This is a genomic window from Polaromonas glacialis (genome assembly GCF_000709345.1).
GTDB lineage: Bacteria > Pseudomonadota > Gammaproteobacteria > Burkholderiales > Burkholderiaceae_C > Polaromonas > Polaromonas glacialis.
Genome location: NZ_KL448323.1, coordinates 2,786,124 through 2,812,947, shown reverse-complemented (window position 1 = coordinate 2,812,947; position 26,824 = coordinate 2,786,124). Strand labels below are relative to the sequence as shown.

The 26,824-nt window shown below is 58.7% G+C and carries 22 protein-coding genes; 16 read left to right on the top strand and 6 right to left on the bottom strand.

The window, feature by feature from the left end; translation table 11 throughout:
- Positions 1-371 precede the first annotated feature (371 nt).
- From dbpA to EC86_RS0113730, 7 genes are all read left to right on the top strand, one after another.
- Positions 372-1,775 carry an ATP-dependent RNA helicase DbpA gene (gene dbpA, locus EC86_RS0113760; RefSeq protein ID WP_029526249.1) on the top strand — a complete coding sequence of 468 codons (1,404 nt, stop codon included), beginning with the start codon at positions 372-374 and terminating at the stop codon, positions 1,773-1,775.
- 77 nt (positions 1,776-1,852) lie between these two features.
- Positions 1,853-3,133: an AAA family ATPase gene (locus tag EC86_RS0113755; RefSeq protein WP_029526248.1), complete on the top strand. Its 1,281-nt coding sequence runs from the start codon at positions 1,853-1,855 to the stop codon at positions 3,131-3,133.
- Positions 3,134-3,135: 2 nt separating this feature from the next.
- Positions 3,136-3,762, top strand: a complete 627-nt coding sequence (locus EC86_RS0113750) for an RloB family protein (protein ID WP_029526247.1) — start codon at positions 3,136-3,138, stop codon at positions 3,760-3,762.
- Between the two features lie 46 nt (positions 3,763-3,808).
- Positions 3,809-4,582, top strand: a complete 774-nt coding sequence (locus EC86_RS0113745) for an SDR family NAD(P)-dependent oxidoreductase (protein ID WP_084181334.1) — start codon at positions 3,809-3,811, stop codon at positions 4,580-4,582.
- Between the two features lie 222 nt (positions 4,583-4,804).
- The gene (locus tag EC86_RS0113740; protein WP_029526244.1) at positions 4,805-5,371 is read left to right on the top strand and encodes a DUF3455 domain-containing protein; all 567 of its coding nucleotides are present in this window, start codon (positions 4,805-4,807) and stop codon (positions 5,369-5,371) included.
- Between the two features lie 120 nt (positions 5,372-5,491).
- Entirely contained in the window at positions 5,492-6,067 is a 576-nt protein-coding gene (locus EC86_RS0113735) for a sigma-70 family RNA polymerase sigma factor (RefSeq protein ID WP_029526243.1), read from the top strand.
- A gap of 55 nt (positions 6,068-6,122) precedes the next feature.
- Positions 6,123-6,866: an anti-sigma factor gene (locus tag EC86_RS0113730; protein WP_029526242.1), complete on the top strand. Its 744-nt coding sequence runs from the start codon at positions 6,123-6,125 to the stop codon at positions 6,864-6,866.
- Positions 6,867-7,016: 150 nt separating this feature from the next.
- Here the strand turns inward: EC86_RS0113730 and EC86_RS0113725 are convergent, their stop codons facing one another.
- From EC86_RS0113725 to EC86_RS0113705, 5 genes are all read right to left on the bottom strand, one after another.
- A complete protein-coding gene (locus tag EC86_RS0113725; RefSeq protein WP_029526241.1) occupies positions 7,017-7,985 on the bottom strand; it encodes a branched-chain amino acid ABC transporter permease in 969 nt (322 codons plus the stop codon).
- 259 nt (positions 7,986-8,244) lie between these two features.
- Positions 8,245-9,129, bottom strand: coding sequence for a branched-chain amino acid ABC transporter permease (locus EC86_RS0113720; RefSeq protein WP_029526240.1), 885 nt, complete (start codon positions 9,127-9,129; stop codon positions 8,245-8,247).
- 81 nt (positions 9,130-9,210) lie between these two features.
- Entirely contained in the window at positions 9,211-10,404 is a 1,194-nt protein-coding gene (locus tag EC86_RS0113715) for an ABC transporter substrate-binding protein (protein WP_029526239.1), read from the bottom strand.
- A gap of 67 nt (positions 10,405-10,471) precedes the next feature.
- A complete protein-coding gene (locus EC86_RS0113710; protein ID WP_029526238.1) occupies positions 10,472-11,176 on the bottom strand; it encodes an ABC transporter ATP-binding protein in 705 nt (234 codons plus the stop codon).
- A 2-nt stretch (positions 11,177-11,178) separates the two neighbouring features.
- Entirely contained in the window at positions 11,179-11,952 is a 774-nt protein-coding gene (locus EC86_RS0113705) for an ABC transporter ATP-binding protein (RefSeq protein ID WP_029526237.1), read from the bottom strand.
- Between the two features lie 328 nt (positions 11,953-12,280).
- Between EC86_RS0113705 and EC86_RS0113700 the strand changes: the two genes are divergently transcribed.
- Positions 12,281-13,354, top strand: a complete 1,074-nt coding sequence (locus EC86_RS0113700) for a DUF6352 family protein (RefSeq protein WP_029526236.1) — start codon at positions 12,281-12,283, stop codon at positions 13,352-13,354.
- A gap of 3 nt (positions 13,355-13,357) precedes the next feature.
- Here EC86_RS0113700 and EC86_RS0113695 read toward each other — a convergent pair whose 3' ends face one another.
- Positions 13,358-14,623: a glycosyltransferase family 4 protein gene (locus EC86_RS0113695; RefSeq protein ID WP_084181557.1), complete on the bottom strand. Its 1,266-nt coding sequence runs from the start codon at positions 14,621-14,623 to the stop codon at positions 13,358-13,360.
- A 181-nt stretch (positions 14,624-14,804) separates the two neighbouring features.
- Here EC86_RS0113695 and EC86_RS0113690 point away from each other — a divergent pair, with 181 nt between their 5' ends.
- The 8 genes from EC86_RS0113690 (at position 14,805) to EC86_RS0113655 (ending at position 26,780) form a co-directional block, all read left to right on the top strand.
- The gene (locus EC86_RS0113690; RefSeq protein ID WP_198026790.1) at positions 14,805-15,740 is read left to right on the top strand and encodes a polysaccharide deacetylase family protein; all 936 of its coding nucleotides are present in this window, start codon (positions 14,805-14,807) and stop codon (positions 15,738-15,740) included.
- A gap of 144 nt (positions 15,741-15,884) precedes the next feature.
- Positions 15,885-16,046 (top strand): hypothetical protein, encoded by a 162-nt coding sequence (locus EC86_RS29490; RefSeq protein WP_011802893.1) that lies wholly within the window; start codon positions 15,885-15,887, stop codon positions 16,044-16,046.
- A 376-nt stretch (positions 16,047-16,422) separates the two neighbouring features.
- Positions 16,423-18,399, top strand: a complete 1,977-nt coding sequence (locus EC86_RS0113675; RefSeq protein ID WP_029526233.1) for a type I restriction-modification system subunit M — start codon at positions 16,423-16,425, stop codon at positions 18,397-18,399.
- On the top strand, positions 18,396-20,345 hold the full coding sequence (locus EC86_RS0113670) for an ATP-binding protein (RefSeq protein WP_029526232.1): 1,950 nt from the start codon (positions 18,396-18,398) through the stop codon (positions 20,343-20,345). The genes EC86_RS0113675 and EC86_RS0113670 overlap by 4 nt, the downstream gene beginning before the upstream one ends.
- Entirely contained in the window at positions 20,342-21,586 is a 1,245-nt protein-coding gene (locus EC86_RS0113665; RefSeq protein WP_036772174.1) for a restriction endonuclease subunit S, read from the top strand. Before EC86_RS0113670 ends, EC86_RS0113665 begins: the two co-directional genes overlap by 4 nt.
- 1 nt (position 21,587) lies before the next feature.
- Positions 21,588-22,976: an AAA family ATPase gene (locus EC86_RS0113660; RefSeq protein WP_036772171.1), complete on the top strand. Its 1,389-nt coding sequence runs from the start codon at positions 21,588-21,590 to the stop codon at positions 22,974-22,976.
- Positions 22,960-23,682 carry an HNH endonuclease family protein gene (locus tag EC86_RS28840; RefSeq protein ID WP_198026789.1) on the top strand — a complete coding sequence of 241 codons (723 nt, stop codon included), beginning with the start codon at positions 22,960-22,962 and terminating at the stop codon, positions 23,680-23,682. The genes EC86_RS0113660 and EC86_RS28840 overlap by 17 nt, the downstream gene beginning before the upstream one ends.
- Complete coding sequence (locus tag EC86_RS0113655) at positions 23,679-26,780, top strand: type I restriction endonuclease subunit R (protein WP_029526228.1); 3,102 nt, start codon at positions 23,679-23,681, stop codon at positions 26,778-26,780. The genes EC86_RS28840 and EC86_RS0113655 overlap by 4 nt, the downstream gene beginning before the upstream one ends.
- Positions 26,781-26,824 lie beyond the last annotated feature (44 nt).

The window sequence follows — 26,824 nt, the reverse complement described above, 5'->3', positions numbered from 1 at the left end:
CTCTTGTCTTTTTTAGTATGGAAAAAAATGAAACCGCTGTATTTCCAGAGGTTTCGGCCACCACCTGAAATACTGCATCCAGATTGTTTTGTAATTTTTTTGGGACCGCTGAAACAAGATGCATCAAACCAGGGCAAAACCAGCATAGGTGTTGAACTACCTTGCGCCAAGAGGGTTTTTAACCATTTCGGGGGGACACCGTATTTCTACGTAAGCTTCATTCGCATCCGCCCGGGCTCCATGGGGCGAGCGCTTCATGGGGTCCAGCTCGGCAGTTCTGCGGTGCTAGGCGAGTGAAGGCTTCGCCGCCCAGGGCTTGCTGGAATTCGTGCCTTTCGTGGGCGATGCGCGAGTCACGATAATCGGGGGATATGACTACTTCCCTCAATGACTTCAGCACCCTGTCGCTGCCGGCCCATGTGCTGGCCAACCTGACGCAACTCGGCTACACCCAGATGACGCCGATCCAGGCCGCCGCCCTGCCGGTCGCCTTGCTTGGCAAGGACCTGATCGCCCAGGCCAAGACCGGCAGCGGCAAGACCGCCGCCTTCGCGCTGGCGCTGCTGGCCAACCTGAACGCCCGGCGTTTCGCCATCCAGGCGATGGTGCTGTGCCCGACGCGCGAACTCGCTGACCAGGTCACCACCGAAATCCGCCGCCTGGCGCGCGCCGAGGAAAACATCAAGGTCGTCACGCTGTGCGGCGGCGTCGCGCTGCGCGGGCAGATCGCCAGCCTGGAGCATGGCGCGCACATCGTCGTCGGCACGCCGGGCCGCATCATGGACCACCTGGGGCGCGGCAACCTGAACCTGGAAGCGATGAACACGCTGGTGCTCGATGAGGCCGACCGCATGCTCGACATGGGCTTTTTCGACGATATCGCCACCGTCGCCAAGCAGTGCCCGAAAGAGCGGCAGACACTGCTGTTTTCGGCGACCTACCCCGAGGGCATCGCCAAGATCAGCCAGCAGTTCATGAAGAACCCGCAGACCATTACCGTGCAGGCGCAGCACGAGAAAAGCAAGATCCGCCAGCGCTGGTACCAGGTCGAGGACTCCGACCATGACGAGGCGCGCCTCGACGCCGTGGCGCGGGTGCTGAGCCACTACCGGCCGGTCAGCACGCTGGCGTTTTGCAACACCAAGTCGCAGTGCCGGGCGCTGGTGCAGCTGCTCAAGGACAAGGGCTTCATCGCCCTGGCGCTGTTCGGCGAGCTGGAGCAGCGCGAGCGCGACCAGGTGTTGGTGCAGTTTGCCAACCGCAGTTGCTCGGTGCTGGTGGCGACCGACGTGGCCGCGCGCGGGCTGGACATTTCGCAGCTGGAAATGGTCATCAACGTCGATGTGACGCCGGACAGTGAAATCCACATCCACCGCATCGGCCGCACCGGCCGCGCCGACGAGGAAGGCTGGGCCATCAGCCTGGCCAGCATGGACGAGATGGGTTCGGTCGGCAAGATCGAGCAGCTGCAAAAGACCGAGTCCGAATGGCACAAGCTTGAAGAACTCACGCCCGCCAGCAAGGAGCCGCTGCGCCCGCCGATGGCGACGCTGCAGATCGTCGGCGGCCGCAAGGAAAAGATCCGCGCCGGCGACGTGCTCGGCGCGCTGACCGGCGAGGCCGGCTTCACGCGCGAGCAGGTCGGCAAGATCAATGTGAACGAGTTCTCGACCTACGTGGCGGTGGACCGCCGCATCGCCGCCGACGCGCTGCACAAGCTGGCGATGGGCAAGGTCAAGGGCAAGAGCGTGCGGGTTCGGCTGATGGAGGATTAAATGCAGAAAATCTGCAGATAAATTTCATTTCTGCCAAAATAAAGGCAATTTATTGACTTTATTTGCGAGATTTCTGCATGTTGATTGAATTCTCCGTCACCAACTTCCGTTCATTTCGTGAGCGGCAAACCTTGTCAATGGTGGCTGCCCCGCGACTGCGAAAGCGCGAAAACGTCTTCAAGCCTGAGTCAGCAGGCGAAAAGTTGCCTGATTTGCTCAAGGTGGCCGTTATCTATGGCCCGAACGCATCAGGTAAAAGCAATTTGCTCAAAGCGCTGGATGTTGTCAGCAGGATGGCTCAGCGTGAGCCTAGCACCCGGAACATACCGCTGCCCATATCTCCGTTTCGGTTTGATGCCGCGCTGGCAGACCAGCCCAGCGTGTTTGAACTGAATTTCATTCATGCGAGCATGAGGTATCAGTTCACTTTGTCCGCAACCAGCGAACGCATTATTGGTGAAAAACTGCTTTTTTATCCGAAAGGCCAGGAGTCTCTGCTTTACGAGCGGCTGCATTTGGCGAAGGGCGAGTCTTACGAATTTGGTGCGCTCTTGAAAGACAGCTTGAGCGCGGAACTGCTGGATGCCTGGCAAAAACTAACGCCGCCCAAGCTGCTGTTTATTGCGCAGGCGATGGCCAATAGCAGCGAAGCACTGACGCCGCTGAAAGTGCCGTTTGAATGGCTTAGAAAATCGAGCTTTTCATTATTGAATGGCATGAATATCATGGCCGATGCCGCACAGAAACTTGCCGCAGAAGATGAGATTTGCGCAAAGGAGATTGCATCATTTCTTCGTGATGTAGATGTCCCTATTTCAAAAATGACAGTCGAAACGCTTGAACTTCCCCAAGTTGGTTTAAATGCATTGGGCAAGCTTTTCGAGAAGGAGAACAAGTCAATAAATGCAGCGCCGACAGCTAGCAAGATGACTGTTCTTACCCATAAAACAGCGTTGGGTGATGCCGACTTAAATTATGAAGACGAGTCTGAAGGAACAAAAAATCTCATCGGATTCTGGCTTCCATGGATTACCAAAAATCCGTCTTACGGAGCCGACCGACTATTAATCGTGGACGAGCTTGACAGCAGCCTGCACCCAAAAATAGTGGCGACCCTGGTCGAAAAGCACATCAATTCCTCCGTGCCTTCTCAGCTAATTTTTACCACGCATGACACGCACCTCATGGATACAAAATTGCTGCGCCGCGACCAGTTCTGGATCACGGAACGGGACATGAACGGAGCCACGCAACTGCGCTCCATTCATGACTTTGAAGGCCGGGAAAGCGAAGACATCGAAAAGCGTTACTACGAAGGGCGTTATCGTGGCTTGCCTTTCGTGAAACGGAGTGTTTGAGGATGGCGCGCAAATCTTCGCCGTTCGAGCGCAAGAAACCTAGCCTAAAACCACAGACACGCGTATTGGTCATTTGCGAAGATACGAAATCCAGTCTGCAATATCTTAAAGATGCGGCCCACCATTTCCGAGCCTATGCGGAGGTTGACATTGTTCATTGTGGAAAAAACGATCCTTTAAACATCGTCAAAGAGGCTATGGAACGGCAGCGGCTTTTCGACCATGTTTATTGCTCCATTGACCGAGACCGTCATGAAAATTTTGATGAGGCGTTAGATCTGGTTAAAGGAAACAAGAAGATTTCGGTCATTGCCTCCTACCCTTGCTACGAATTCTGGCTTCTGCTGCATTTTCAAAAGACGCGCAGACCCTACATCGGGGTAGGCAAGAATTCTTCGGGTGATCTCTTGGTAAAGGATTTGTGCAAAGTGGCGGGCATGGAAAATTATGCGAAAGGCAGCTCTGAAAACCTTTTTGAGCGGCTTATTGACAGGCTGCCAACAGCGAGGCAGCGTGCTGCACAAGTGATGGCAGAAGCGCTCAATGAAGGCGAGTTGAATCCCAGTACACGGCTTCATGATTTGATTGAATGCTTCGAATTTTTAGGCAAGCCACAGCCTGTTGAATGACGGTAGTCAAACAGCAAGCCTGACCCGTAATGACACAAGGGGAAAAATGAAACCTTCGACTCCTTCGGATGTCAGCCTGCCGAATCCGGCCTGCAAAGCTCAATCGCCTAACGGCGCAGCCGTGGTGATCGGTGCCGGCGGCGGACTGGGCGCGGCGCTGGTGGCACAGCTGTCCGGCATGGCGGGCGAAACCGGGCCTTGCGCGGCGGTGCTGGCGCTGAGCCGCAGCAGCCTTCCGGCCATCGACTACGGCGATGAAGCGAGTTTGAAAACAGCGGCGGACTGGGTGGCGGCGCAGTGCGCTTCCCGGCAGCTTGAGCTTCGCCTTCTCGTGGTCGCCAGCGGCTTCCTGCACGGCCCGCAGGGCCAGCCCGAACGCAGCTTCAGCCAGCTGGACGCCGGCTATTTGCAGCACGTCTTCCAGGTCAACGCCATCGGCCCGGCGCTGGTGATGAAGCATTTTTTGCCGCTGCTGCCCAAGCAAGGGCGCTGCGTGGCGGCGTTTGTTTCCGCCAGGGTCGGCAGCATCGGCGACAACGCGCTCGGCGGCTGGTACGGTTACCGTGCCTCGAAGGCCGCGCTGAACCAGCTGGTCAAGACCGCATCGGTCGAAATGACCCGCCGCAACCGCGCGTCGATCTGCGTCGCGCTGCATCCGGGCACGGTCGATACCGCGCTGAGCCAGCCCTTCGCCAAGACCGGCCTGAAAGTGCGGCCGGCCGAAGAAGCCGCCAGCGACCTGCTGGCCGTGCTGAATAATTTAAAGCCCGGCGACACCGGCAGCCTGCTGGACTACAAGGGCTTGACGCTGCCTTTTTGACCCTGATTTCAAGCCTTTTTGCACGTTTGCGCAATGACTGCGGGCGTGAACAGCTATTGAATTGATAGTGGTTTGGTGCCGCCGTTTTTTGCCAGCCAGCCAGCCCGGCAACTTTTTCAAAAATACTCCAGCGCGACTGCATCCAAAAGCGCGACTGGCGTGTAGTACCTGTAGCAGCGCAGAAAAGCTGCTTCATCTGCTCATTATTTTTGGAGAACCACCATGTCGAAAATCCGCTTTCCCCTGGCCCTTGCCACCCTTTGCGCTGCCGCGCTGCTGGCCGCCTGCGGCTCCATGGCGCCCATGAAACCGATGGCCGCCACGTTTAAGCAGGACAGCCTGCCCGATGCCGTCAAGGTGCCGGCCGGCCACCAGGTGGCGATGGAAACCGTCGGCGTGGGCGAGATCACCTACGAATGCCGCGACAAGGCCAATGCGCCCGGCATGACCGAATGGGTGTTTGTCGGCCCGAACGCCCTGCTCAACGACCGCAGCGGCAAGCAGGTAGGCAAGTACTACGGCCCGCCCGCCACCTGGGAGGCGATGGACGGCTCGAAAGTGACCGCCACGCAACTGGCCGTCGCGCCGGCCGGCACGGGCAACCTGCCGTACCAGCTGGTCAAGGCCAACCCGGCCATGGGCAGCGGCGCCATGACCGGCGTGAGCTACATCCAGCGCGTGGCCCTCAAGGGCGGCGTGGCCCCCGCCAGCGTCTGCAATGCCGCCAGCAAGGGTGCCCGGGAAATCGTGAAGTACCAGGCCGACTATATTTTCTGGAAAGCCGCCTGATTCCTGCGGCGGGGCGCATTTTTTCGTGTCGGCTAACATCGGACGAATTTTTCCCCGGCGGGCGACTCATGAAGCGGCCGCTGCCTTTTCATTCCCTGTCAACGCCGACCGAGCCTGCCTGTGACGATTGCGCCCGACACCGCCGATTCCTTTGACTACGAGCAGGCCCTGCGCAGCTGCGCCCGGGGGGACCGCCAGGCCTTGCACGACCTTTACCGGCACGAAAGCCGGCATCTGCTGGGCGTGGCGCTGCGCATCGTGCGCCAGCGCCAGCAGGCCGAAGATGTGCTGCACGATGCGTTCATGGCCATCTGGACCAAGGCCGCCAGCTTCGACGCCACGCTCGGCTCGGGCCGGGGCTGGATCTACAGCGTGACGCGCAACCTGGCGCTGAACAGCGTGCGCAACGGCGCGCGCGAGGTGACGGTGGACGAGGAAACCGCCGAAGCGCTGGACGCGCAGACCTCGATGGCCGCACATCACCAGCTGGCCGATGCGTTTGAAGCGCACGCCAGCCTTGGCCGGCTGAACGATTGCCTGTCGCGGCTGGAACCGGCGCGGCGCAACTGCATCTTGTACGCCTATGTCGATGGCTGCTCGCATGGCGAAATTGCCGCGCGCACCCAGACGCCGCTGGGCACTGTCAAGGCCTGGATCAAGCGCGGCATGGGCAGCCTGCGGGAGTGCATGGCATGAGCCGCCGGGCCGCCCCAAAGCAAATTCCGAAGCGCGCGGCGCGCAGGCACTTTGCATGAGTCCGCTCGATCGCGATGAACTGGCTGGCGAGTATGTGCTGGGCACCTTGTCGGCGGCGCGGCGCCGCGAGGTCGAGCAGCGCCTGCCCGGCGACGCGGAATTGCGCGAAGCCGTGCTGCGCTGGCAGGAGCAGTTGCTGCCGCTGGCGGCACTGGCCAATCCGGTGGAGCCTTCGACCCAGCTGTGGCGCCGGATCGAAGCCAGCCTTGACGAAGCGGCCGCGCCATCCCCGGCGCCGGTTGACGCCGCTGCCGCGCCCCGCCGGCCCCGGCGTTTGCAGGGCTCCGGCTGGTGGAACAGCGTGAAGCTCTGGCGCGGCCTGGCTGGCACCGGTTTTGCCGCTGCCGCCGTGCTGGCCTCGGTGCTGGTCACGCGCCTGGGTGCCTTGCCGCCCGCCGCGCCGCAATATCTGGTGGTGCTGGTCGCGCCGCAGGACAAGGCACCGGGCTGGGTCGTTCAGGCCAGCGGACCGAAATCGCTGAGCCTGATTCCGCTGGGGCAGGCCGAGGTGCCGGCTGAAAAGTCGCTGCAGTTCTGGACCAAGGGCGACAACTGGAACGGCCCGGTGTCGCTGGGCCTGGTCAAGCCCGGCCAGACGATTCAAATACCACTGGACAAGCTCCCGCCGCTGCAGCCCAACCAGTTGTTTGAGCTGACGCTGGAGCCCGCCAATGGCTCGCCGACCAACCGGCCAACCGGGCCAATCCAGTTTATCGGCCGGGCGGTCAAGGTCACCTGAGCGCTGGAATTGCCTGATTCAAGGGAAAAGTGGCTTTTGTGCACGCTGGGCATGCGCAATATGCTATTAAAAACCTAGCGCCATGAAAAAAGTGCGCTGCCGGTTGCCCGGCGCGCACTTTGTCTTGGACCCGGACCCGGACCGGCAGCGTCAGGCCTGCTTGGCCGCCACCTGCGCGGCCGCCTTGCGGCGATCTCGGAAGGCCTGCAACTCGCCGACCACGCCCTTGCGGAAGGCCAGTACGCACAGCACGAAGATCACGCCGATGATGACCGTGACCCAAGAACCGACCTTGTCGGCCAGCAGGTTCTGCAGCGAAATCACGATGCCCGCGCCCATCACCGGGCCGAAGAAGGTGCCCACGCCGCCCAGCAGCGACATCAGGATCACCTCGCCGGACATCGACCAATGCACGTCGGACAGCGTGGCAAAACCCATGACCAGCGTCTTGAGCGAACCGGCCAGCCCGGCCAGCGCCGACGACAGCACGAAGGCCAGCAGCTTGTAGCGGTCCACCTGGTAGCCCAGCGAGATCGCGCGTGGTTCGTTTTCCCGGATCATCTTGAGCACCTGGCCAAACGGCGAGTTGACGATGCGCGTGATGAACAGGAAACACAGCACGAAAATGGCCACCACGAAGTAGTACATGGCGTTGTCGGACTGCAGCGAGAGCATGCCGAACAGGTCGCCGCGCGCCACCCCTTGCAGGCCGTCTTCGCCACCGGTAAAGGGCGCCTGCAGGCAGACGAAATACACCATCTGGGCAATCGCCAGCGTGATCATGGCGAAGTAGATGCCCTGGCGGCGGATCGCCACCGCGCCGACCACCAGCCCGATGAGTCCGGCGCCCACGGTGCCGGCCAGGATCGCCAGTTCAGGCGTCCAGTTCTGTGACTTGACGAACCAGCCGGTAATGTAGGCGGCCGAGCCAAAAAACGCGGCATGGCCGAACGACAGCAGGCCGGTAAAGCCCAGCAGCAAATTGAAGGCGCAGGCAAACAGCGCAAAGCACAGCAGCTTCATCACAAACACCGGGTACAGCCCGATAAACGGCGCGGCCAGCAGCAGCGCCAGCAGTGCGATGTAGGTGATGCGGGTGATTTTTTTTGAGTTGTTCATTGGATGGTTCCGAAGGGCATGGTGTGCAACGAGCCAAGCGTAGGAGCAAACATTCCCAGCAAGCAGGGGCCGCGGAACCGGCTTCGCCGGGCCGCAGGCGCAGTGGCCCCCTCGGGGGGCAGCGAACCACGCGCAGCGGGAAGCGTGGGGGTTTCAATTCTTCCCAAGTTCCGGCCGCAGGACCGGCTTTGCCGGACTGCAGGCGGGGCGGCCCCCCCGGGGGGCAGCGCATTACACGAAGTGAAAAGCGTGGGGACCATCATGCTTCTTTGCCAAAAAGTCCTGCTGGCCGAACCATCAGTACGATCACCATCACGACGAACACCACGATGCTGGAGGCCTCGGGGTAAAAAACGCGCGTCATGCCCTCGACCAGTCCGAGCGCCAGGCCGGTGATGACCGACCCCAGGATCGAGCCCATGCCGCCAATCACGACCACGGCGAACACGACGATGATCAGGTTCGATCCCATCAAGGGGTTGACCTGGATGATCGGCGCGGCCAGCACGCCGGCCAGCGCCGCCAGCGCAGCGCCGGCGCCGTAGGTCAGCATGACCATCATCGGCACGTTGATGCCGAAAGTCTGCACCAGCGCGGCGTTTTCGGTGCCGGCGCGCAGGTTGGCGCCCAGGCTGGTGCGCTCAATGATGAACCAGGTGCCCAGGCAGACCACCAGCGACACCAGCACCACCCAGGCGCGGTAATTCGGCAAAATCATGAAACCCAGGTTGGTCGCGCCCGACAGCAGTTCGGGCACCGGGTAGGACTGGCCCGAGGCGCCATACAGCTCCCGGAAAACGCCTTCGACAATCAAGGCCAGGCCAAAGGTCAGCAGAAGTCCGTACAGCGGGTCGAGCTTGTACAGGTGCTTGAGGAGCAATCGCTCGATCACCACGCCGAAGGCGCCCACCACCAGCGGCGCCAGGACGAGCGCAAACCAGTAGTTGATGCCGAACTTGTCGAGCATGATCCAGGCGGCGAATGCGCCCAGCATGTAGAGCGCGCCGTGCGCGAAATTGACCACGCCGAGAAGGCCGAAGATGACTGCCAGCCCCAGGCTGAGCATCGCGTAGAACGCGCCGTTGACCAGGCCCAGCAGCAGCTGGCCCAGGAACGCTTGATGGGGGATACCGAAAATTTCCATGGGTGACCGTCAGTTCATGCCTTGCCAGGTTAAAAAAAAGCGGCTGGTCGCTTCTTACGACCAGCCGCCCCATGCTTCAGCTTATTTTTTGATCAGTGCGCACTTGGAATCGGCCGCCGTGGTGAAGGCCTGGTCGCCAGGGATCTTGGAAACCAGCTTGTAGTAGTCCCAAGGCACAGTCGATTCCTTGGCCGATTTGACCTCGTACAGGTACATGTCATGGATCATCCGGCCGTCGGCGCGGATCTGGCCCTTGTTGTAGAAATCGTCGATCTTCATGGACTTGAGGGTGCTCATGACCTTGTCGCCGTCCGTGGTCCCGGCAGCCTGCACGGCCTTCAGGTAGTTGGTGGTGACCGAGTAGTCGGCCGCCTGCAGGCTCGACGGCATGCGCTTGTACTTGTCAAAAAAGCGCTTGGCAAATTTACGCGAGGCATCGTCCTGGTTCCAGTACCAGCTGTCGGCCAGTTGCAGGCCTTCGGTGTTGGCCAGGCCCAGGCTGTGTACGTCGTTGATGAACACCAGCAGGCCGGCGATCTTCATGGATTTGTTGATGCCGAATTCACGCGCGGCCTTCATGGCGTTGGTGAAGTCGCCGCCGGCATTGGCCAGCGCCAGCACCTGGGCCTTGGACGATTGGGCCTGCAGCAGGAAAGAGGAGAAGTCGGAGGCGTTCAGCGGATGACGTACCGCGCCGGCGACGGTGCCGCCGTTGGCCTTGACCACATTGGACGCATCGTTTTCGAGGGAGTGGCCGAACGCGTAGTCAGCCGTCAGGAAGAACCAGTTCTTGGCGCCAGATTTCACCAGGGCCGTGCCTGCCACCTTGGCCAGTGCCACGGTGTCGTAGGCGTAATGCACGGTATAAGGCGAACACGCTTCATTGGTCAGACGGGCCGAACCGGGGCCGATGGCCATGAAAGGGCGTTTCTTTTCTTCAGCAATCTTGGCCATGGCCAGCGCGGTGCCGGAGTTGGTGCCGCCAATCAGCATCGACAGGCCATCCTTGTCGATCCATTCGCGTGCTTTGGAGCTGGCCACGTCGGCCTTGTTCTGGTGGTCGGCAGTCAGCACCTCGACCGGGCGGTTGAGCACCTTGCCGCCAAAGTCCTGCACCGCCCACTTGACCATTTCACCGCCGGCCGGGCCGTCGATGTCGGCGTACAGGCTGGACATGTCGGTGATGAAGCCGATCTTGACCGGGCCGGTGTTCTGCGCCGAAGCGGCAGCGGCAAACCCGAGGGTCATCGAGAGGGCGAGTAGTTTGAGTTTCATTTTTTGTCTCCTGATTGCGTGGTTGAAACGGTTGATATAGTTAAAGAAGGGCGTTCAGGCTTGTGGCCTACACGCCCAGGTATTCCTGCAGCATGCCCATGTTCTGGCTCAGCTCGGACTGGGCAAATTGCTTGACGATCTGGCCGTGTTCCATCACGTAGAAGCGGTCGGCCAGCGGCGCGGCAAAGCGGAAATTCTGCTCGACCAGCACGATGGTGTAGCCCTTGGCCTTGAGCGCCAGGATCATCTCGGCCAGCTTTTGCACGATCACGGGCGCCAGGCCTTCGGAGATTTCGTCGAGCAGCAGCAGCCGTGCGCCGGTGCGCAAAATGCGCGCCACCGCCAGCATCTGCTGCTCGCCGCCCGACAGGCGGGTGCCGGGGCTGTTGGCGCGTTCCTTCAGATTGGGGAACATGGCGTAGATCTCGTCGATGCTCATGCCTCCCGGTGCAATCGTTGGCGGCAGCATCAGGTTTTCTTCGGTCGAGAGGCTGGCGAAAATGCCGCGCTCCTCGGGGCAGTAGCCCACGCCAAGCCGGGCGACCTTGTGCGGCGCGAGCTTCAGGGCTTCCTCGCCGTTGATCTTGATCGAGCCCTTGCGCGCGCCGGTCATGCCGACGATGGCGCGCATGGTGGTGGTGCGGCCGGCGCCGTTGCGGCCGAGCAGGGTGACGACCTCGCCCTCGTTCACGGTCAGGTTGACGCCATGCAGAATGTGCGACTCGCCATACCAGGCGTGCAGGTTTTCGATGCGAAGCAGTTCTTGGGTCATGGTCAGTGCGCGCCTTGCAACTCGGTGTTGGTCGTGCCCATGTAGGCCTCGATGACCAGTGGGTTTTTCGCCACCTCGGCGTAGGGGCCGTCGGCAATGATGGCGCCGCGCTGCAGCACGGTGATGCGGTCGGCAATCGACGACACCACGTTCATGTTGTGCTCGACCATCAGGATGGTGCGCCCGGCCGACACCTTCTTGATCAGCTGCGTGACCCGGTCCACGTCTTCATGGCCCATGCCCTGCGTGGGCTCGTCCAGCAGCATCAGCTCGGGCTCCAGTGCCAGCGTGGTCGCCAGTTCCAGCGCGCGCTTGCGGCCGTAGGGCAGATTGACCGTCAGCACGTCGGCGAACTGGCCCAGGTCCACTTCGTCGAGCAGGGCGCGCGCCCGGTCGTGCAGCGGGTACAGCGTGCTCTCGGCCTTCCAGAAATGGAACGACGTGCCCAGGTTGCGCTGCAGCGCGGCGCGCACGTTTTCCAGCACCGTCATGTGCGGGAACACCGCAGAGATCTGGAACGAGCGGACGATGCCGCGCCGCGCGGTCTGCGCCGGCTTTTCGAAGGTGATGTCGGTGCCGTTGAAGGTGATGCTGCCGCGCGTGGGCGTCAGGAACTTGGTCAGCAGGTTGAAGAAGGTCGTCTTCCCGGCGCCATTGGGGCCGATGAGCGCATGAATGTGCCCGCGCTGGACTTTAAGGTCCACGTTGTTGACCGCAATGAATCCCTTGAATTCCTTGGTCAGGCTGCGCGTTTCAAGAATGAAATCCACTGGCAAATTGGCTCTCCGGCAGGTTGAATTAATTTCGCGAAGAACCATGCGTTTCTGCGCGCGGCATCGAAAATCTTATGGAGTTATCGTAGTCATACACCATCGCATTCGCTACCGGGACAGACCCTTAAGTAGTTTTTCGTAATGAAACGTTAGTGCTTTGCCAGGCGGCCGCAACCGCTGACGGGGTTGGATTGGCTGCATCGGTCACGGCCGCGATATTTACATGGGAAATGATTTTTACGTAACACCCATAAGTGTTTAAAGCTATCAGAACAGGAGCGTTGCGTGGCTTTTTCGTACCCGGCCCATGCAGTGTGCGACGATAACGCCCATGCATAATTTCTGGCCCTCCAGCGGCTTTTCCCCTTTACAGCGCAATCCGCGCGGCTGGCTGCTGCCGACTGACGACTATCTGCGGCATTTCCTGGCACGCCCCGAACTGATGCCCGTGCCCGAGTCGTGCCAGGCCGAGCGCGACCTGCATGCCGCACTGACGAATTCGCCTTCGCTGCCGGTTGCGCCGGCCCGGTTGCAGGCGCTGGCCGATGAGGACGCCCGCAGCAGCTACCGGCACTTCCTGGCTTTTCGGGACGGCCTGCTGGCCGCCGGCACGCTGGAAGCTTATTACCTGGGCCTGTTCGCGCGCGATGGAACGGGCGTCATCACCATTCCCCCGCTGTTCATCGACCTGCTGGCGCAGGCCATCGTCCACAACCTGCTGCACGAGTCGGGCGACGCCTATGAAGTGCGCGCTGGCGAAATGCTGTTTCGTCCCCAGCGCATCAGCACGCAGGACGGCCAGGTGCTCAGCGGTGACCGCGAGGTGATTGACATGTTCAACGAAACCGGCGGCCTGGGCGACTTCGGACGCTTTCTGGCCGACGCCAAGGCGCCGCTAAGAACCGTCAGCCTGCAGGTGCTCGGCGAGGCCAACGCGCCGGACTACTGGCGGCAGGCTGATCGCCATGCCTTCCTGCTCGACCTCACGCATGAAGTCAGCACTGGCCTGAGCCATGGCCTGGTGCTGAAAATGACCCGGGCGCGGTCCGGCTTGAAGGCGCTGGCCGGGGTGCTGCAAAAATGGGTCCGCCACTTTCTGGGTATCGGCGTCGTCATCCGGCCATTGCAAAAGATCGATGACGAGGCCTGGCGCTGGCATCTGGGGCTCGACACGGAGGCGACGGCGCTGCTCAATGACCTGTACGAAGGCCGCGACGTGGCAGCGCAACGCTTGAGTCGGCTGGTCAGCCTGTTCCGCCTTGATTTTGAAGACTCGCGGGAGATGCGCGCCGACGTGGCGGGCAAGCCGGTCTATCTGGGTCTGATGATGAATGCCGAGGGCGTGCTTCGGATCAAGCCGCAAAACCTGCTGGTGAACCTGCCGCTGCGTGCCTGGATGCAGTGAGTTTCAAAGCGGTGCGGGCCGGGTGTTGAATTTTGTTTCGGGCGGCTTGCCGCCGGTAAGCATCGCGCCGCTGTCTGCCCGCTCCTGCAAATCCTCAACGGAAGGCGGTGGTTCCTTCATGTGGCTGGACATTCCGAAATACCGCTGATGAACGCTGGCAATATTGGAGAAAAAACTCGACAGGCAAAAGTGCCGCGCATACAGCGCGCGGCCGTTGCTTGCCAGGGTCTGCTTCAGCCCGGGCGTTTTCAGGACCTTCTGCATTCCTGCGGCAATGCTTGCCGGGCTGGCCACTGTCACGAACACCGCATCGACGCCATTGGTCAGCAGCGATGGAATCTCGCCCACCGCCGTCGTCACGACGGCCACGCCATGGGCAATGGCCTCCAGGATGGCCAGTGGCAGCACTTCATCGTGCGAAGGCAATACCAGCATGTCCGAATTCGCCAGAAGGCGGCTGACTTTGCGCTGGTCGCACCAGCCTTCAAACCGCACCAGGCCGCTGACGCCCAGTTCGCGTGCCTTGGCCTGGTAAGCCGCCACATTGCCGCCCCCGGCAATCGTGACTGTCAAGCCCGACGTGTCGAGCGCTGGATGCGCCAGCGCCTGCAGCAGGTCCGGCAGGCCCTTGCGATCCGACAGGTTGGCCAGGAAGAGGACGCGGTGCAGCCTGCTGCCGGGCGCGGACACAGGCATGCTGTCGGGTTCCGGAACGCCGTTGATGATCGTATTCACCCGGTCAGCCGGCACCTGCAGCACATCAATGACAAAGCCCTTGGCGGCAGGACCGATCACGATCACGCCTTTCGGCAATGAAAAAACCCAGCGTGTCAGAGCGCGCAGCACTGCCGGCAGCCTGCCATAAAACCCGTTCATCTGCGCATGCAGGTGAAGCACCGTCGGCACGCCCAGCGCCGCGCACGCCAGGATCAAGGCGCCTTTGCGGAACAGGCTCATGCGCGTGGCCAGGTTGACATGAACGCCCGCCAGGTTGCCGCGCAGCCGGCCTGCCGCGATCCTGGCAATGGCCACCAGCAGCACCCAGAGCGAATACAGGGGACCACCCGAACCGCGCGTGTCCAGCGCGCGCAGTTGCGCCGATCCATTGGGCAAATCCTCGGCCTGGCACTGGATCAGGTAGTCAGCGACCTTGTACATCCCGCCACCGCCGGGCGACCAGGGACAGGCGATATAGATATAGCTTGAGTCGTCCGAGGAGGGGGATGGTGCCCGGGACGGCTTGCGGTTGTGGAGTGGGGAATCCTGCATTTTTTTCATTAGAGTGATACAACGCGTCTGTCCGTGGTGGGCAATAATGCCCCAGCAACAAATATGTAATCCGCTAATTTTTATTTGTTACGTATTAAGCATTTTTGACACAAGAAGGGGTAATTTTGAATACCGTAAGGAACACATGATCAGGCAGCTGATAAAGCAAGGGTTGAATGCCGTGGACGACTTTGCCCTTGCGGCCGACCGTGGCGCCGTTGCCCCCAATGCGCTGGTCAACGTCCTGTTCCACTCGTTGTACGAAAACGATGCCCAACTTGCCAACCGTGACCTGGCGCCGAACCAGAACGTGACGGTGGCGCACTTTCGCGGTTTCGTAGAGGAAATGCTTGAAAATGGTTACACCGTTGTGTCGCCCGCCCAGATCGACGCCGGGCTTGCGCCGGGCCGCCGCTACCTCTCGATCACGTTTGACGACGGTTACTTCAACAACATGCTGGCGCTCGATGTGCTGGACCAGTTCCGCGTCCCGGCCACCTTCTTTGTGTCCACCGACCATGTGCAGCAGAACAAGGCGTTCTGGTGGGATGGGTTCAGCCGCGAGTTATCGCGCAGCGGCGTCACCCCGGATCGTCAAAAGTCAGAAATAGAGCAACTCAAGGGGCTTACCCCTGAAAAGATCGATGCCTACCTGTGCCAGCGCTTCGGCCCGGTGGTGCTCAAGCCCTGCAGCGACATCGACCGCCCGTTCACGCCGCATGAACTGGGGCAGTTCGCACTCAACCCGTGGGTGCATGTGGGCAACCACACGCGCGACCACGCCATCCTCACGAACTGCACGCCTGCCGAGATGGCTGACCAGATCACGGCGTGCCAAGACGCACTTGCCGGCCTGGTGGGTTACCGGCCTGTTGCCATCGCCTATCCCAACGGCAACTGCTCGCCTGCTGCCGTCCATGCGGCCGTCGCGGCAGGGCTGCGCGTGGGCTTCACCGTGGCGCCGCGTCGCCCCCGGCTTCCGCTGGACAGCGATTCCCGCATGTTGCTCGGGCGATTCTTTTTTCATGGTGGACAGGACATCCGCCGGCAATGCCGCCTGTTTGGCGCCCGTTTCGTTCCCAGCCATACGCTCAAGACGATGATGCCGTCGGCCTGATGAGTAAAAGTTGGCCCTGGCGCCACCGCTGCGACCTGGCGAGCGGCAGGTGGCGAATTGACCAGGGATGGCGCATAAATACGGGCGATGGCGCGCAGTGGCTTAAAATCAGCTGTTCAGCCCATTTTTAACCCGGAGTCTTCTATGTCCAAGAAAATCAGAGTCGAGGCCGACATCTGCGCCCCCAAGCCAGTGCCGCCAAAAGGCTACACCATCACCACTGGCAACGGCCAGAAGATCAGCCTTGAGCGTGGCTCGCACACCCGCAGCAAGAAGAATCCAGGCAAGCGCCCCCACCAGGGTTAAGCCACGGACTGGCCGTAGCCTTTTGGGCTTGGCCAAAAAGAAACCCGGACTACCGAGGCGCGATCCGCATCGGTTGTCCGGGTTTCTTTTTTAGCGCCGGCTTTTGGAGCCGGCCCTGACGAGCTTTACATGTTGCGCCGATACTGCCCGCCGACCTCGAACAGCGCGTTGGTGATCTGCCCGAGCGAGCAGACCCGCACCGCGTCCATCAGCACCTCGAACACGTTTTTGTTCTCGATCACCGCCTGCTGCAGCCGCTTGAGCGGGGCTGGGGCGGCAGGCTAAATTAGCCGGTCTGGGTATGTTTTCTCTTGGTCATCACTGAACTCGGATACTCTGGCCAATATCTGGCCCTAAGTGGTGTGAAAATCCAGGAATGAGCAAAAGTCACGACCTTTCTAACTTCATCTGGACCATTGCAGACCTGCTGCGCGGACCTTACCGCCCGCCGCAATATGAGCGCGTCATGCTGCCGCTGGTGGTTCTGCGCCGTTTTGACTGCGTACTTGCCAGCACCAAAGAGGCTGTTTTGGTCAAGCACGCTCAATACAAAGGCAAGCTTGAGGGTGATGCCCTGGACAGCATTCTCAACAAAGTTTCAGGCCAGCGTTTTCATAACCACTCCCCGCTCAGCTTTGAAAAACTGCGGGGTGACCCGGACAACGCGCACCTGCATTTGGTTTCGTACATCAATGGGTTCTCGGATAACGTTCGCAAGATTTTCGAGCGGTTTGATTTTGGCAACGAAATTGACCGGATGCGTGAGCACAACATCCTGTTTTTGGTGATAAAAAAATTCTGTGAGGTTGACCTCCATCCCAAGGAAGTTGACAACATCGAAATGGGGCTGTTGTTTGAAGACTTGATCCGGCGCTTCAACGAGCAGGCCAATGAGACGGCGGGCGATCACTTCACTCCGCGTGAGGTCATCAGCCTTATGGTGAACCTGCTGTTCATGCATGACGATGACTTGCTCACCAAGCCCAACACAGTGCGCAAAATGCTGGACCCCACTTGCGGTACGGGCGGCATGCTGTCAGAGGCCCGCAAGTATTTGCGCGAACACAATTTGGGCGCCAAACTTTATGTATATGGGCAGGACTTCAACCCTCGCTCATATGCGGTGGCCGCATCAGATCTATTGCTCCGCACCAATCCTGGCGAAGCTGAAACCTCGACCATCAAGTTTGGCGACACGCTGATTGACGATCAGTTTATTGGCGAACGCTTTGACTACTTCCTGGCCAACCCGCCCTTTGGTGTGGACTGGAAGCGTCAGCAAAAAGATGTTGTGCGTGAGCACGAAAAGTCCGGCTTTTCCGGCCGCTTTGGCGCAGGCACACCGCGTGTGAATGATGGCGCGCTGCTGTTTCTGCAGCACATGGTCAGCAAATTCGAGCCCGTCAACCCCGCCAAAAATCTGGATGGGTCCAGACTGGCTATCGTCTTTAATGGCTCGCCCCTGTTCACCGGTGGCGCGGGTTCTGGCGAGAGTGAAATTCGCAAATGGATCGTTGAAAACGATTGGCTGGAAGCCATCGTCGCCATGCCAGAGCAAATGTTTTACAACACGGGCATTGGCACCTATGTTTGGATCGTTACCAATCGCAAAGAGGCGCGTCGCAAAGGTCAAATTCACCTGATCGATGCGCGCGAGCGCTGGCAGCCCCTGCGTCGCAGCTTGGGCGACAAGCGCCGCGAGTTTTCGGATGCTCACATCACCGACATCGTGCGTGAGTATGGCGACATGCAGGGCAGCGAAACTAGCAAGGTCTTCGATAACGCCGACTTTGGCTACAACCGCCTCACCATAGAGCGCCCTTTGCGCCTCGCATTTCAGATCAACCTGGAAGGCAAAGAACGCTTTTTGGATGCTTGCCCAGACCTTCTGGATGACCTGCAAGCCATTGACAAAGCAATCGGTCGTGAACCCAGCCAAGATTGGAATGCCGTCTGGAAGCAGATACAAGCCATTCTGAAGAAACGTGAAAGCAAATGGCGCGCAACCCAAGCCAAGGCATTCCGCGAAGCGTTTTCCGAGATCGACCCCAAAGCCGAGGCCGTGATTGTCAAAAAAACGGGCGCCAAAATTGAATACGAGGCCAACCCAAAGTTGCGCGACTTTGAAAACGTGCCACTCAAGGAAGACGTGCAAGCCTACTTCGAACGCGAAGTTCGCCCCCACGTTGCCGATGCTTGGATCGACCATGCAAAGACCAAGGTCGGTTACGAGATCAATTTCAACCGCCACTTTTACCGCTTCACGCCACCGCGCTCGCTGGAAGAAATTGATGCCGATCTGAAACTTGCCGAAGCAGAAATCGTCCGGCTACTGCAAGAGGTCACCGCGTGACGGCTCTTGAACTGCTGGAAAGCCTCAACCTCCTCGATGAAAACGAGCACATAGAGGCCAAACGGGCGTCAGAAGCGGGCAAGTCCATTCTGGAAACCATCTGCGCCTTTGCCAACGAGCCGGGTTTGGGCGGCGGCTGGCTACTGCTGGGCGTGGTGCGTGAAGAAATGGCCTTGTTTCCCGCCTACGAGGTCGAAGGCATTGCCCAACCCGAAAAGCTGGGCACCGAAATAGCCACCCAATGCCGCAACACCTTTAACCAGCCAGTGCGCGTCGAGATCAACACCGAAACCATTCACGGCAAAGCTGTGCTGGTGGTGCATGTACCCGAGGCGCAGCCGCAAGACAAACCCATCTTTTTCAAAGCGCAAGGCCTGCCCAAAGGCGCACTGCGGCGTATCAGCAGCACAGACCAGCATTGCACCGACGACGACCTGGCCGTCTTTTACCAAGGCCGCCAAACGGAAAGCTTTGACTCCACCCTGGTAGCCGATGCCGCCCTGGACGACCTGCTGCCCGAAGCCATTGCCGACTACCGCCAATCCCGCGCCGAGGCCAACCCCGATGCCGAAGAACTGCGCTGGAGCGACGAAGACCTGCTGCAGTCCTTGGGCTGCATCCGCCGCAACCCACAGGGTCCAAATCCTGGAGCCTGGCAGCCCACCGTGGCCGGCCTAATGCTGTTTGGCAAACCGGTGGCCCTGCGCCGCTGCTTCCCCATGATGCGGGTGGACTATATCCGCGTGCCGGGCCGGGAATGGGTGCCCCACCCGGACCGCCGCTTTGACACCATCGACCTGCGCGACCCGCTGCTGCGTCTGGTCCGCCGTGCCCAAGCCGCCATTCTGGACGACCTGCCCAAAGGCTTTGCGCTGGAAGAAGGCGATCTGCAACGGCACGACAAACCCGCTATTCCCTTGCGGGTGATTCGCGAGGCGCTGGTAAATGCCCTCATGCACCGCAGCTACCGCAGCCACAGCCCGGTGCAGATCATCCGCTACGCCAACCGGCTGGAGATTCGCAACCCCGGCTTCTCGCTCAAGTCGCAAGACCATTTGGGCGAACCCGGCTCCCAATTGCGCAACCCCAAGATTGCCGCCGCCCTGTACGACACCCGGCTGGCTGAAACCAAAGGCAGCGGCATCCGCGTCATGCGCGAAAGCATGGAGCGGGCGGGTTTGACGCCCCCTTTGTTTGAGTCAGACCGGGGCAATGACCAGTTTGTGGCGCGATACTTCTTTCACCACTTTCTGGGGGCCGAAGACATTGCCTGGCTGGCCCAGTTCAAAGACCTGCTCTTGAGTGTGGATGAAGCGAAGGCGCTGATCGTGGTGCGCGAGGCCGGTGCCCTTAACAACGGCACCTATCGCGAACTGAGCAAAGTGGACACCCTGACCGCCAGCCAGTCTCTGCGCCGCCTGCGCGACGCCGGGCTACTCACCCAAAAAGGCAGAGGATCGGCCACTTATTACGTACCGACCGAGAGGTTGCTAGATAAGGGCTTATCCGGTAACCCCCCGACCTTATCTAGTAACCCCGACGGCTTATCTACTAAGCTTGGCGCCTTATCTACCAACCCGGATGGCTTATCTACCAAGCTTGGCGCCTTATCTACCAACCCGGACGGCTTATCTTCCAAGCTTGGCGACATGCATGCAGCTCAACGAAAAGCCTTGCTTAACGAACTGCCGGGTGCGCTCGCAGCAAAAATCGGGGCTATTGGGCAGCGCCACCCACCCGGTGAAGTGTGTGATGCCATCGTGGAAATATGCCGCTTGCGAGACTGGCGCGCGGAGGAGCTGGCAACCCTGCTCCAGCGACATTCGCGCTACGTGCGCAACAACTACCTGCGCCCGCTGATGCGGGATGGGCGGCTGACGATGACCAATTCGGACGAACCACACGATCCGCAGCAGGCGTACCGGGCGGTGGAGGCTATGAAATGACCATACTGCGCTTGGCCGTACAGGATGATTGGCGATGTATAAAACTGAAATATGTGGTTCAGTTGGTGAGTTCACGGGCTGACTCACGGCCAGACGGCTTGCCGTATGTCGGTATGGAGAATATCGAATCTCATACGGGTCGCCTAATCAGTGCACAGCATCAAGATGATGAGCAACCACCAGACGGCATTAGCACAGTCAATCTTTTTGAAAAAGGCGACGTTCTCTTTGGCAAGCTTCGTCCTTACCTCGCGAAAGTCTGGTTCTGTGATTTTTCAGGTGCTAGTACTACTGAAACGCTTGTCCTTCGACCTGGGCCTGACATACATCCGCGTTATCTTTTGCACACAATCTTGTCGCAAGATTTCATTCGTAAAGTAGACACCACAACTTTTGGTTCGAAAATGCCACGGGCCGATTGGGCTGATATCGGAAACTTGCCGATCTACCTTCCGCCCCAAGGTACACAAGAAAAAATAGTTGCCTTCCTCGACAGCGCAATTGCTGCTATTGACGCGCTTTTAGCTGCAAAGAAAAACCTCCTCAATCTGCTTGCTGAGAAGCGTCGCACACTCATCGCCTGCACCATCATGCAGGGTCTGAACCGTGATGCACCTCTGCGCGATTCCGGAATTCCCTGGCTTGGGGAGATACCCGAGCATTGGCAGAGTGAACGTGCCAAGTGGTTGTTTATTGAACGCGATGTCCGCTCCGACTCTGGTGATGAAGAACTGCTTTCGGTATCCCATCTGACCGGCGTCACCAGCCGCGCTGAGAAGAGCGTGAACATGTTCATGGCCGAAAGCCTGGAGGGCTACAAACGTTGCGAGGCAGGCGATTTGGTTATCAACACGCTGTGGGCGTGGATGGGCGCGATGGGTGTAGCACGGCAGCCCGGCATTGTTAGCCCGGCCTACAACGTGTACCAACCCGTGCCCGAGCTTGCCCCCGAATACATCGACCTGCTGGTACGCACCCCGCGCTTTGCCGAAGAGATCACGCGCTATTCCAAAGGTGTGTGGTCGTCCCGTCTGCGGCTTTATCCCGAAGGCTTATATGAGGCATGGTTTCCCGTCCCACCCAAAGATGAACAACAAGACATTGCAGCCCACATAAAAAATGAAACCAAGAAGATTGATGATTTTGCGACGGCGACAGAACATACCATTGCGCTGCTGCAAGAGCGTCGCTCAGCGCTGATTTCGGCGGCTGTGACCGGGAAACTTGATCTGGATACATGACATGCAAATAAATTACCTATCGCTGAGCCAGTTTCGCGGCATACAGGACGCCAGCTTCAGTTTCAAACCCGGGTTCAATTTAATTGTTGGGGTCAATGGTGCGGGGAAATCATCGGTGCTGGATGCACTATGCATTGTGCTTGCTCGTGTACTTCCAGTGCTGACACCCTCCGGCACGCACAGCGGCGTGGCAACGAAAATATCTGACATCACCATCAACAAGAATGAGCTTTCCATAATCGCGAAGTTCACCTGCCACGCCACTGACTTTGCCTTGACTTTGACCGAGCAAGTGAGCAACGTTCAAAGCGCGGTTGATCAAGACCGCGGCCTGAAAGATATCCGTGACGTAGATGAGTTGCCCACCTTGCGTCGGCAAGAACGTCCAGAGCAAGGTGATCCTCGGCTCGCGGGAACATTGCGCGGGCAAACCAGCATCAATCCAGAGGCGCAAGAGCTGACACCTAGCCCAGACCCCAAGCTGAAGAAGGCGCCAAATCAGCCGCTTGTACTCTTCCTCTCTGTGCGTCGATCCATTCCCAATTCGAAAGCTGTGGTTTCAAAGAAGAGTTCGGCTTATCAGGCTGTTTTCAATATTGAGCGAGGGCTCGAAATTCAAACCCTGGCGCAGTGGTGGAAGGCCCGTGAATCCTTGGCGGCGGAAGACCAAAACTCTAAATCTGCAATTCAATTAGCTGCTGCCAAAATTGCATTGCAAGAAATGCTGCCAGGTATGACCGATTGGCGCATTAAAGGCGAGCAGGTCATGGTGGACAAAATTGTCAAGGTCAGTGGCATTTCCTCAAGTGGCGCACCAGAGATGCGCGATGAACGCCGCGCATTGCCCATATCCTCTCTTTCAGATGGTGAGAAAAGTTTGATTGCCATCACCACCGACATTGCACAGCGCTTGGCCGTATTGAATCCTAACGAAATCGATCCAATTAAAACAGGGAATGGTGTCGTTTTGTTGGATGAGATTGATTTGCACCTTCACCCCTCTTGGCAACGGCATATCGCAATTAATTTACCGAAAGTATTTCCGGGTCTGCAATTTATTGCCACGACGCACTCACCACAAGTTATTGGGGAGACGGAACCTGGTAGGGCAATGCTGCTGCATGCTGGCGGAAGGGTTGAATATCTCGATGAATCCCTGGGGCGCGACAGTGGTTGGATTTTGCGGCATGTCATGGGTACGCCGGAGCGCAACGAAGAACTGCAAAGAGGGCTGGACGAAATCGATCAATTAATTGATGGTGATAATTTTCAGGCAGCAAGAGAAAAAGTTCATTCATTGCGGAACCGCTTTGGAAACGACAGAGAACTTGTCGGAGCAGCAGCTGCAATTGCGCGATGGGAGCCAAGCGGCGATGAAGAAAATAACTAAAGGTATTCAAGCGCCGGAGCTTACAAAATGGTTAGAAGATAACGCTGGTTTACCCCAGAACTTGGCGTATGGTGCAGCAAAGTTTCCTATCGCTGAAGTGCTGAAGGGGTTGCTTGTTGAGCAGGGTTATGTTTGCGCTTACACATTGCTGCGGATAGGCGAGGCGTCTGCGCATATCGAGCATTTAAAACCTCAGACGTTATGCAGAAGTGATGATACAAGCCGTGCTGCTGCAAAGTTGCCGTTACGAAAAGAAGACATCGCTTGGAGCAATATGGTGGCTTGCGCTCCTGAGCCAAATATAAAGGTAAAACCACCCTACGGAGCGACAAAGAAAGATGATTGGTGGGATGCTGAATTTTTTTTATCTCCACTGGATGTAACTTGCGAAGAACGATTTGCCTATACGAATGATGGGAAAATTGCGTCTAGTTCGGCTGCCGATGTCGCGGCCAAAGAGACAATTGAAAGAATTGGACTGGGTAAAGAAAAACTCTGTGAGCTGCGGAAGGAGGCCTTCCTTCAAGCGGGAATACACAAGCGATCAGATAAACCCATTACGTCAGTAGTAAAAGTTGAACAATTAATTGCAAAGTGGTCTAAGAAAAATCAGGCTACTTCCGAGTGTGTCGAGTTTTGTGTGCCGCTTGTTCAAGTGGCCAAGGAATATGCCAAGTTTCTTCGAACCAGGGGACATCGAGAATGAATGCCCGACACAGCGAAGCCAGCTTCGAATCCGTCATCGAAGCCCATCTGTTCGCCAACGGGTACGAGTCCATTGCTCCCGTAGCCTACAACTCTGGCAACGCCTTCTTTCCCGCAATAGCGCTTGCATTCATCCGCACCAGCCAGGCCAAAGAGTGGGCGAAGCTCGAAGCCCTGCACGCAGCCAACACTGAGGCCACTGTCCTCAAAGACTTAACCCACTGGCTGGACACCTATGGTACGTTGGCCGTCCTGCGCAACGGCTTCAAATGCTACGGCCGCACATTGCGAGTTGCCTTCTTCAAGCCTGCCCACAGCATGAACCCGGAGCTGGCTGCGCAATACGCCGCCAACCGAGTCGGCGTGACCCGGCAGTTGCGCTACAGCCTCAAGAACACCAACGAGCTGGACCTGGTGCTGTCCATCAATGGCATTCCGGTGGTCACCGCCGAGCTTAAAAACCCCATGACCGGGCAGACGGTCACTAACGCCATTGCCCAGTACCAACAAGACCGAGACCCCCGCGAACCCTTGTTCGGGTTCAAGCGCCGGGCGCTGGTGCATTTCGCGGTCGATACCGAGTTGGTTTTCATGACTACGCGCCTGGCCGGTGGCGCAACCCATTTTTTGCCCTTCAACAAAGGGCTGGACGGCGGCGCTGGCAACGCGCCCGACCCAAAAGGGCTGGCTTACCGTACCGCCTATTTGTGGGAAGAGGTGTGGCAGCGCGACAGCTTGCTGGACATCTTCGCGCGCTTCGTGCATTTGCAAATTGAAGAAAAACGCACGGAGGACGGCCGCAAGATCAAAAGGGAAACCATGGTTTTCCCACGCTACCACCAGTTACAGGCGGTGCGTTCACTTGAGGCTGCGGCGCGGCTGGAGGGGCCGGGCCACAACTACCTGGTGGAGCACTCTGCTGGCAGTGGAAAGAGCAACACCATAGGCTGGCTGGCGCACCGGCTGGCCTCGCTGCACGATGACGCCAATCACAAGGTGTTTGACTCGGTGATCGTCATCACCGACCGCCGTGTGCTGGATCGCCAGTTGCAGGACACGATTTACCAATTCGAACACCGGCAGGGCGTGGTGCTCAAGATTGACGAGGATTCTCGGCAATTGGCCGAGGCGCTGACCAACTGCGTGCCCATCATCATCTCCACCCTGCAAAAGTTTCCGTTCGTTGCCCGGCAATTGGCCAAGATGGCCGAAGAGCGCGGCGCGCAAACCGGTTTTTCGCATGACGGGGTGCTGCCCACCCGCTGCTGCGCGGTGATCATCGACGAGGCGCACAGCTCCCAGTCTGGCGAGACGGCGACCGACCTCAAGGAAGTATTGGGTGGCAACGTACTGCGCGAAGAGGCGGCGCGCTACGCGATTGATGAAGGTGTTGAAAATCTGGATGAGCTGTACCGCAGCATGGCCAAACGCGGGCGGCAGGCGAACCTGAGCTTTTTCGCCTTCACCGCCACGCCCAAGCACAAGACCCTGGCGGTGTTCGGCCGGGATAAAGCCGGCAAGACGGGCCAACCCTTCCACCGCTACACCATGAGGCAGGCCATTGAAGAAGGCTTCATCATGGATGTGCTGAAGAACTATACGACCTATGCCACCTATTACAAACTGGTCAAGGCCAGCGAGGACGACCCCAACGTCGAACGCAAGCAAGCGGCCAAGGTGCTTGCCCGCTTCATGCGGCTACACCCGTACAACATCGCCCAGAAAACCGAGGTGATGATTGAGCACTTCAACGCCGTAACCCGGCACAGGATTGGTGGCAAAGCGAAGGCGATGGTGGTGACGGGGTCACGGCTGGAGGCGGTGCGCTACAAGCTGGCTTTTGACGCCTATATCCGCGACAAGGGCTACAGCTGGATCAAGACGCTGGTGGCGTTCTCTGGCGAGGTGATGGACGAAGATCTGCCAGACCGGACCTGGACTGAAGTCCGCATGAACGGCGGTATCAAGGAGGCCGAGGTGCCCGAGAAGTTTGATTCCCCTGACTATCAAGTGCTGCTTGTGGCCGAAAAATACCAGACGGGTTACGACCAGCCGCTTTTGCACACCATGTACGTGGATAAACGGCTGGCGGGTATTCAGGCGGTGCAAACGCTGTCGCGCCTGAACCGCATGCACCCGCTCAAGGAAGACACCTTCGTGCTGGATTTTGTGAATTCCCCGGAAGAAATCCGCGAGGCATTCAAACAGTATTTTGAAGGGGCTGAGATGGGCGAAGAGGCGGAGCCGAACCGCATGTACGCCATCAAGGCAGAGCTGGATGCATCAGGCATTTACCTTGCGGAAGAGGTGCAACGTTTTATTGCTGTGTATTTCAAACCGAAGCAGCGCCAGAGCGCCGCCGACCACCAAGTCATGAATGCCACACTTGACCCGGCCGTAGATCGGTTCGCGGCGTTGCAGCTTGAGGATGAAGAAGAGGCTGAATTGTGGCGGGGCAAGCTGAACGCTTTTCGCAATCTTTACTCCTTCCTGTCACAGGTAATTCCTTACCAGGACTCTGATCTGGAGCGGCTTTACACCTTTCTGCGCTTCCTTTCGCCAAAGCTGCCCAAGCGTGCCATTGGCGAGCGTTACAGCTTTGACGACGAAATACGGCTGGAGTATTACCGTCTGCAGAAAATCAGCGAAGGGTCAATAAGTCTGCGCCAAGGCAAGGCGGAACCGCTGGACGGCCCCCGAGAAGTCGGTTCAGGTGCTCGCCATGGTGAAGACGTGCCGCTGTCGCGCCTGATTGATGTGATCAATGAGAGGTTTGGCACCGACTTCACCGACTCCGATCAATTGTTTTTTGACCAGATCATCGAGGCCGCTATCGCGGATGGCTCGTTGCAGGAGGCGGCTGCAGTCAACCCTGAAGGAAAGTTTGCACTGCTGTTTTCCGGCTTGCTGGAAACCCTGTTTATTGAGCGCATGGAGCAGAACGAAGATATCTTCGCCCGGTTCATGAACGAGCGGGATTTTCAGAGTCTCGTGGCCGACTGGATTTCGCGTCAGGTGTACGGGCGCCTGCGGAGGAACGGAAAGGATGCGCCCCAACCAGCTAGGACTTCAAGTTTTTTAGGTCTGCAGCCCTCGTGAATATTGCGTAAGCAGCTATATAAATAATAGCGGCTTTTGCACTC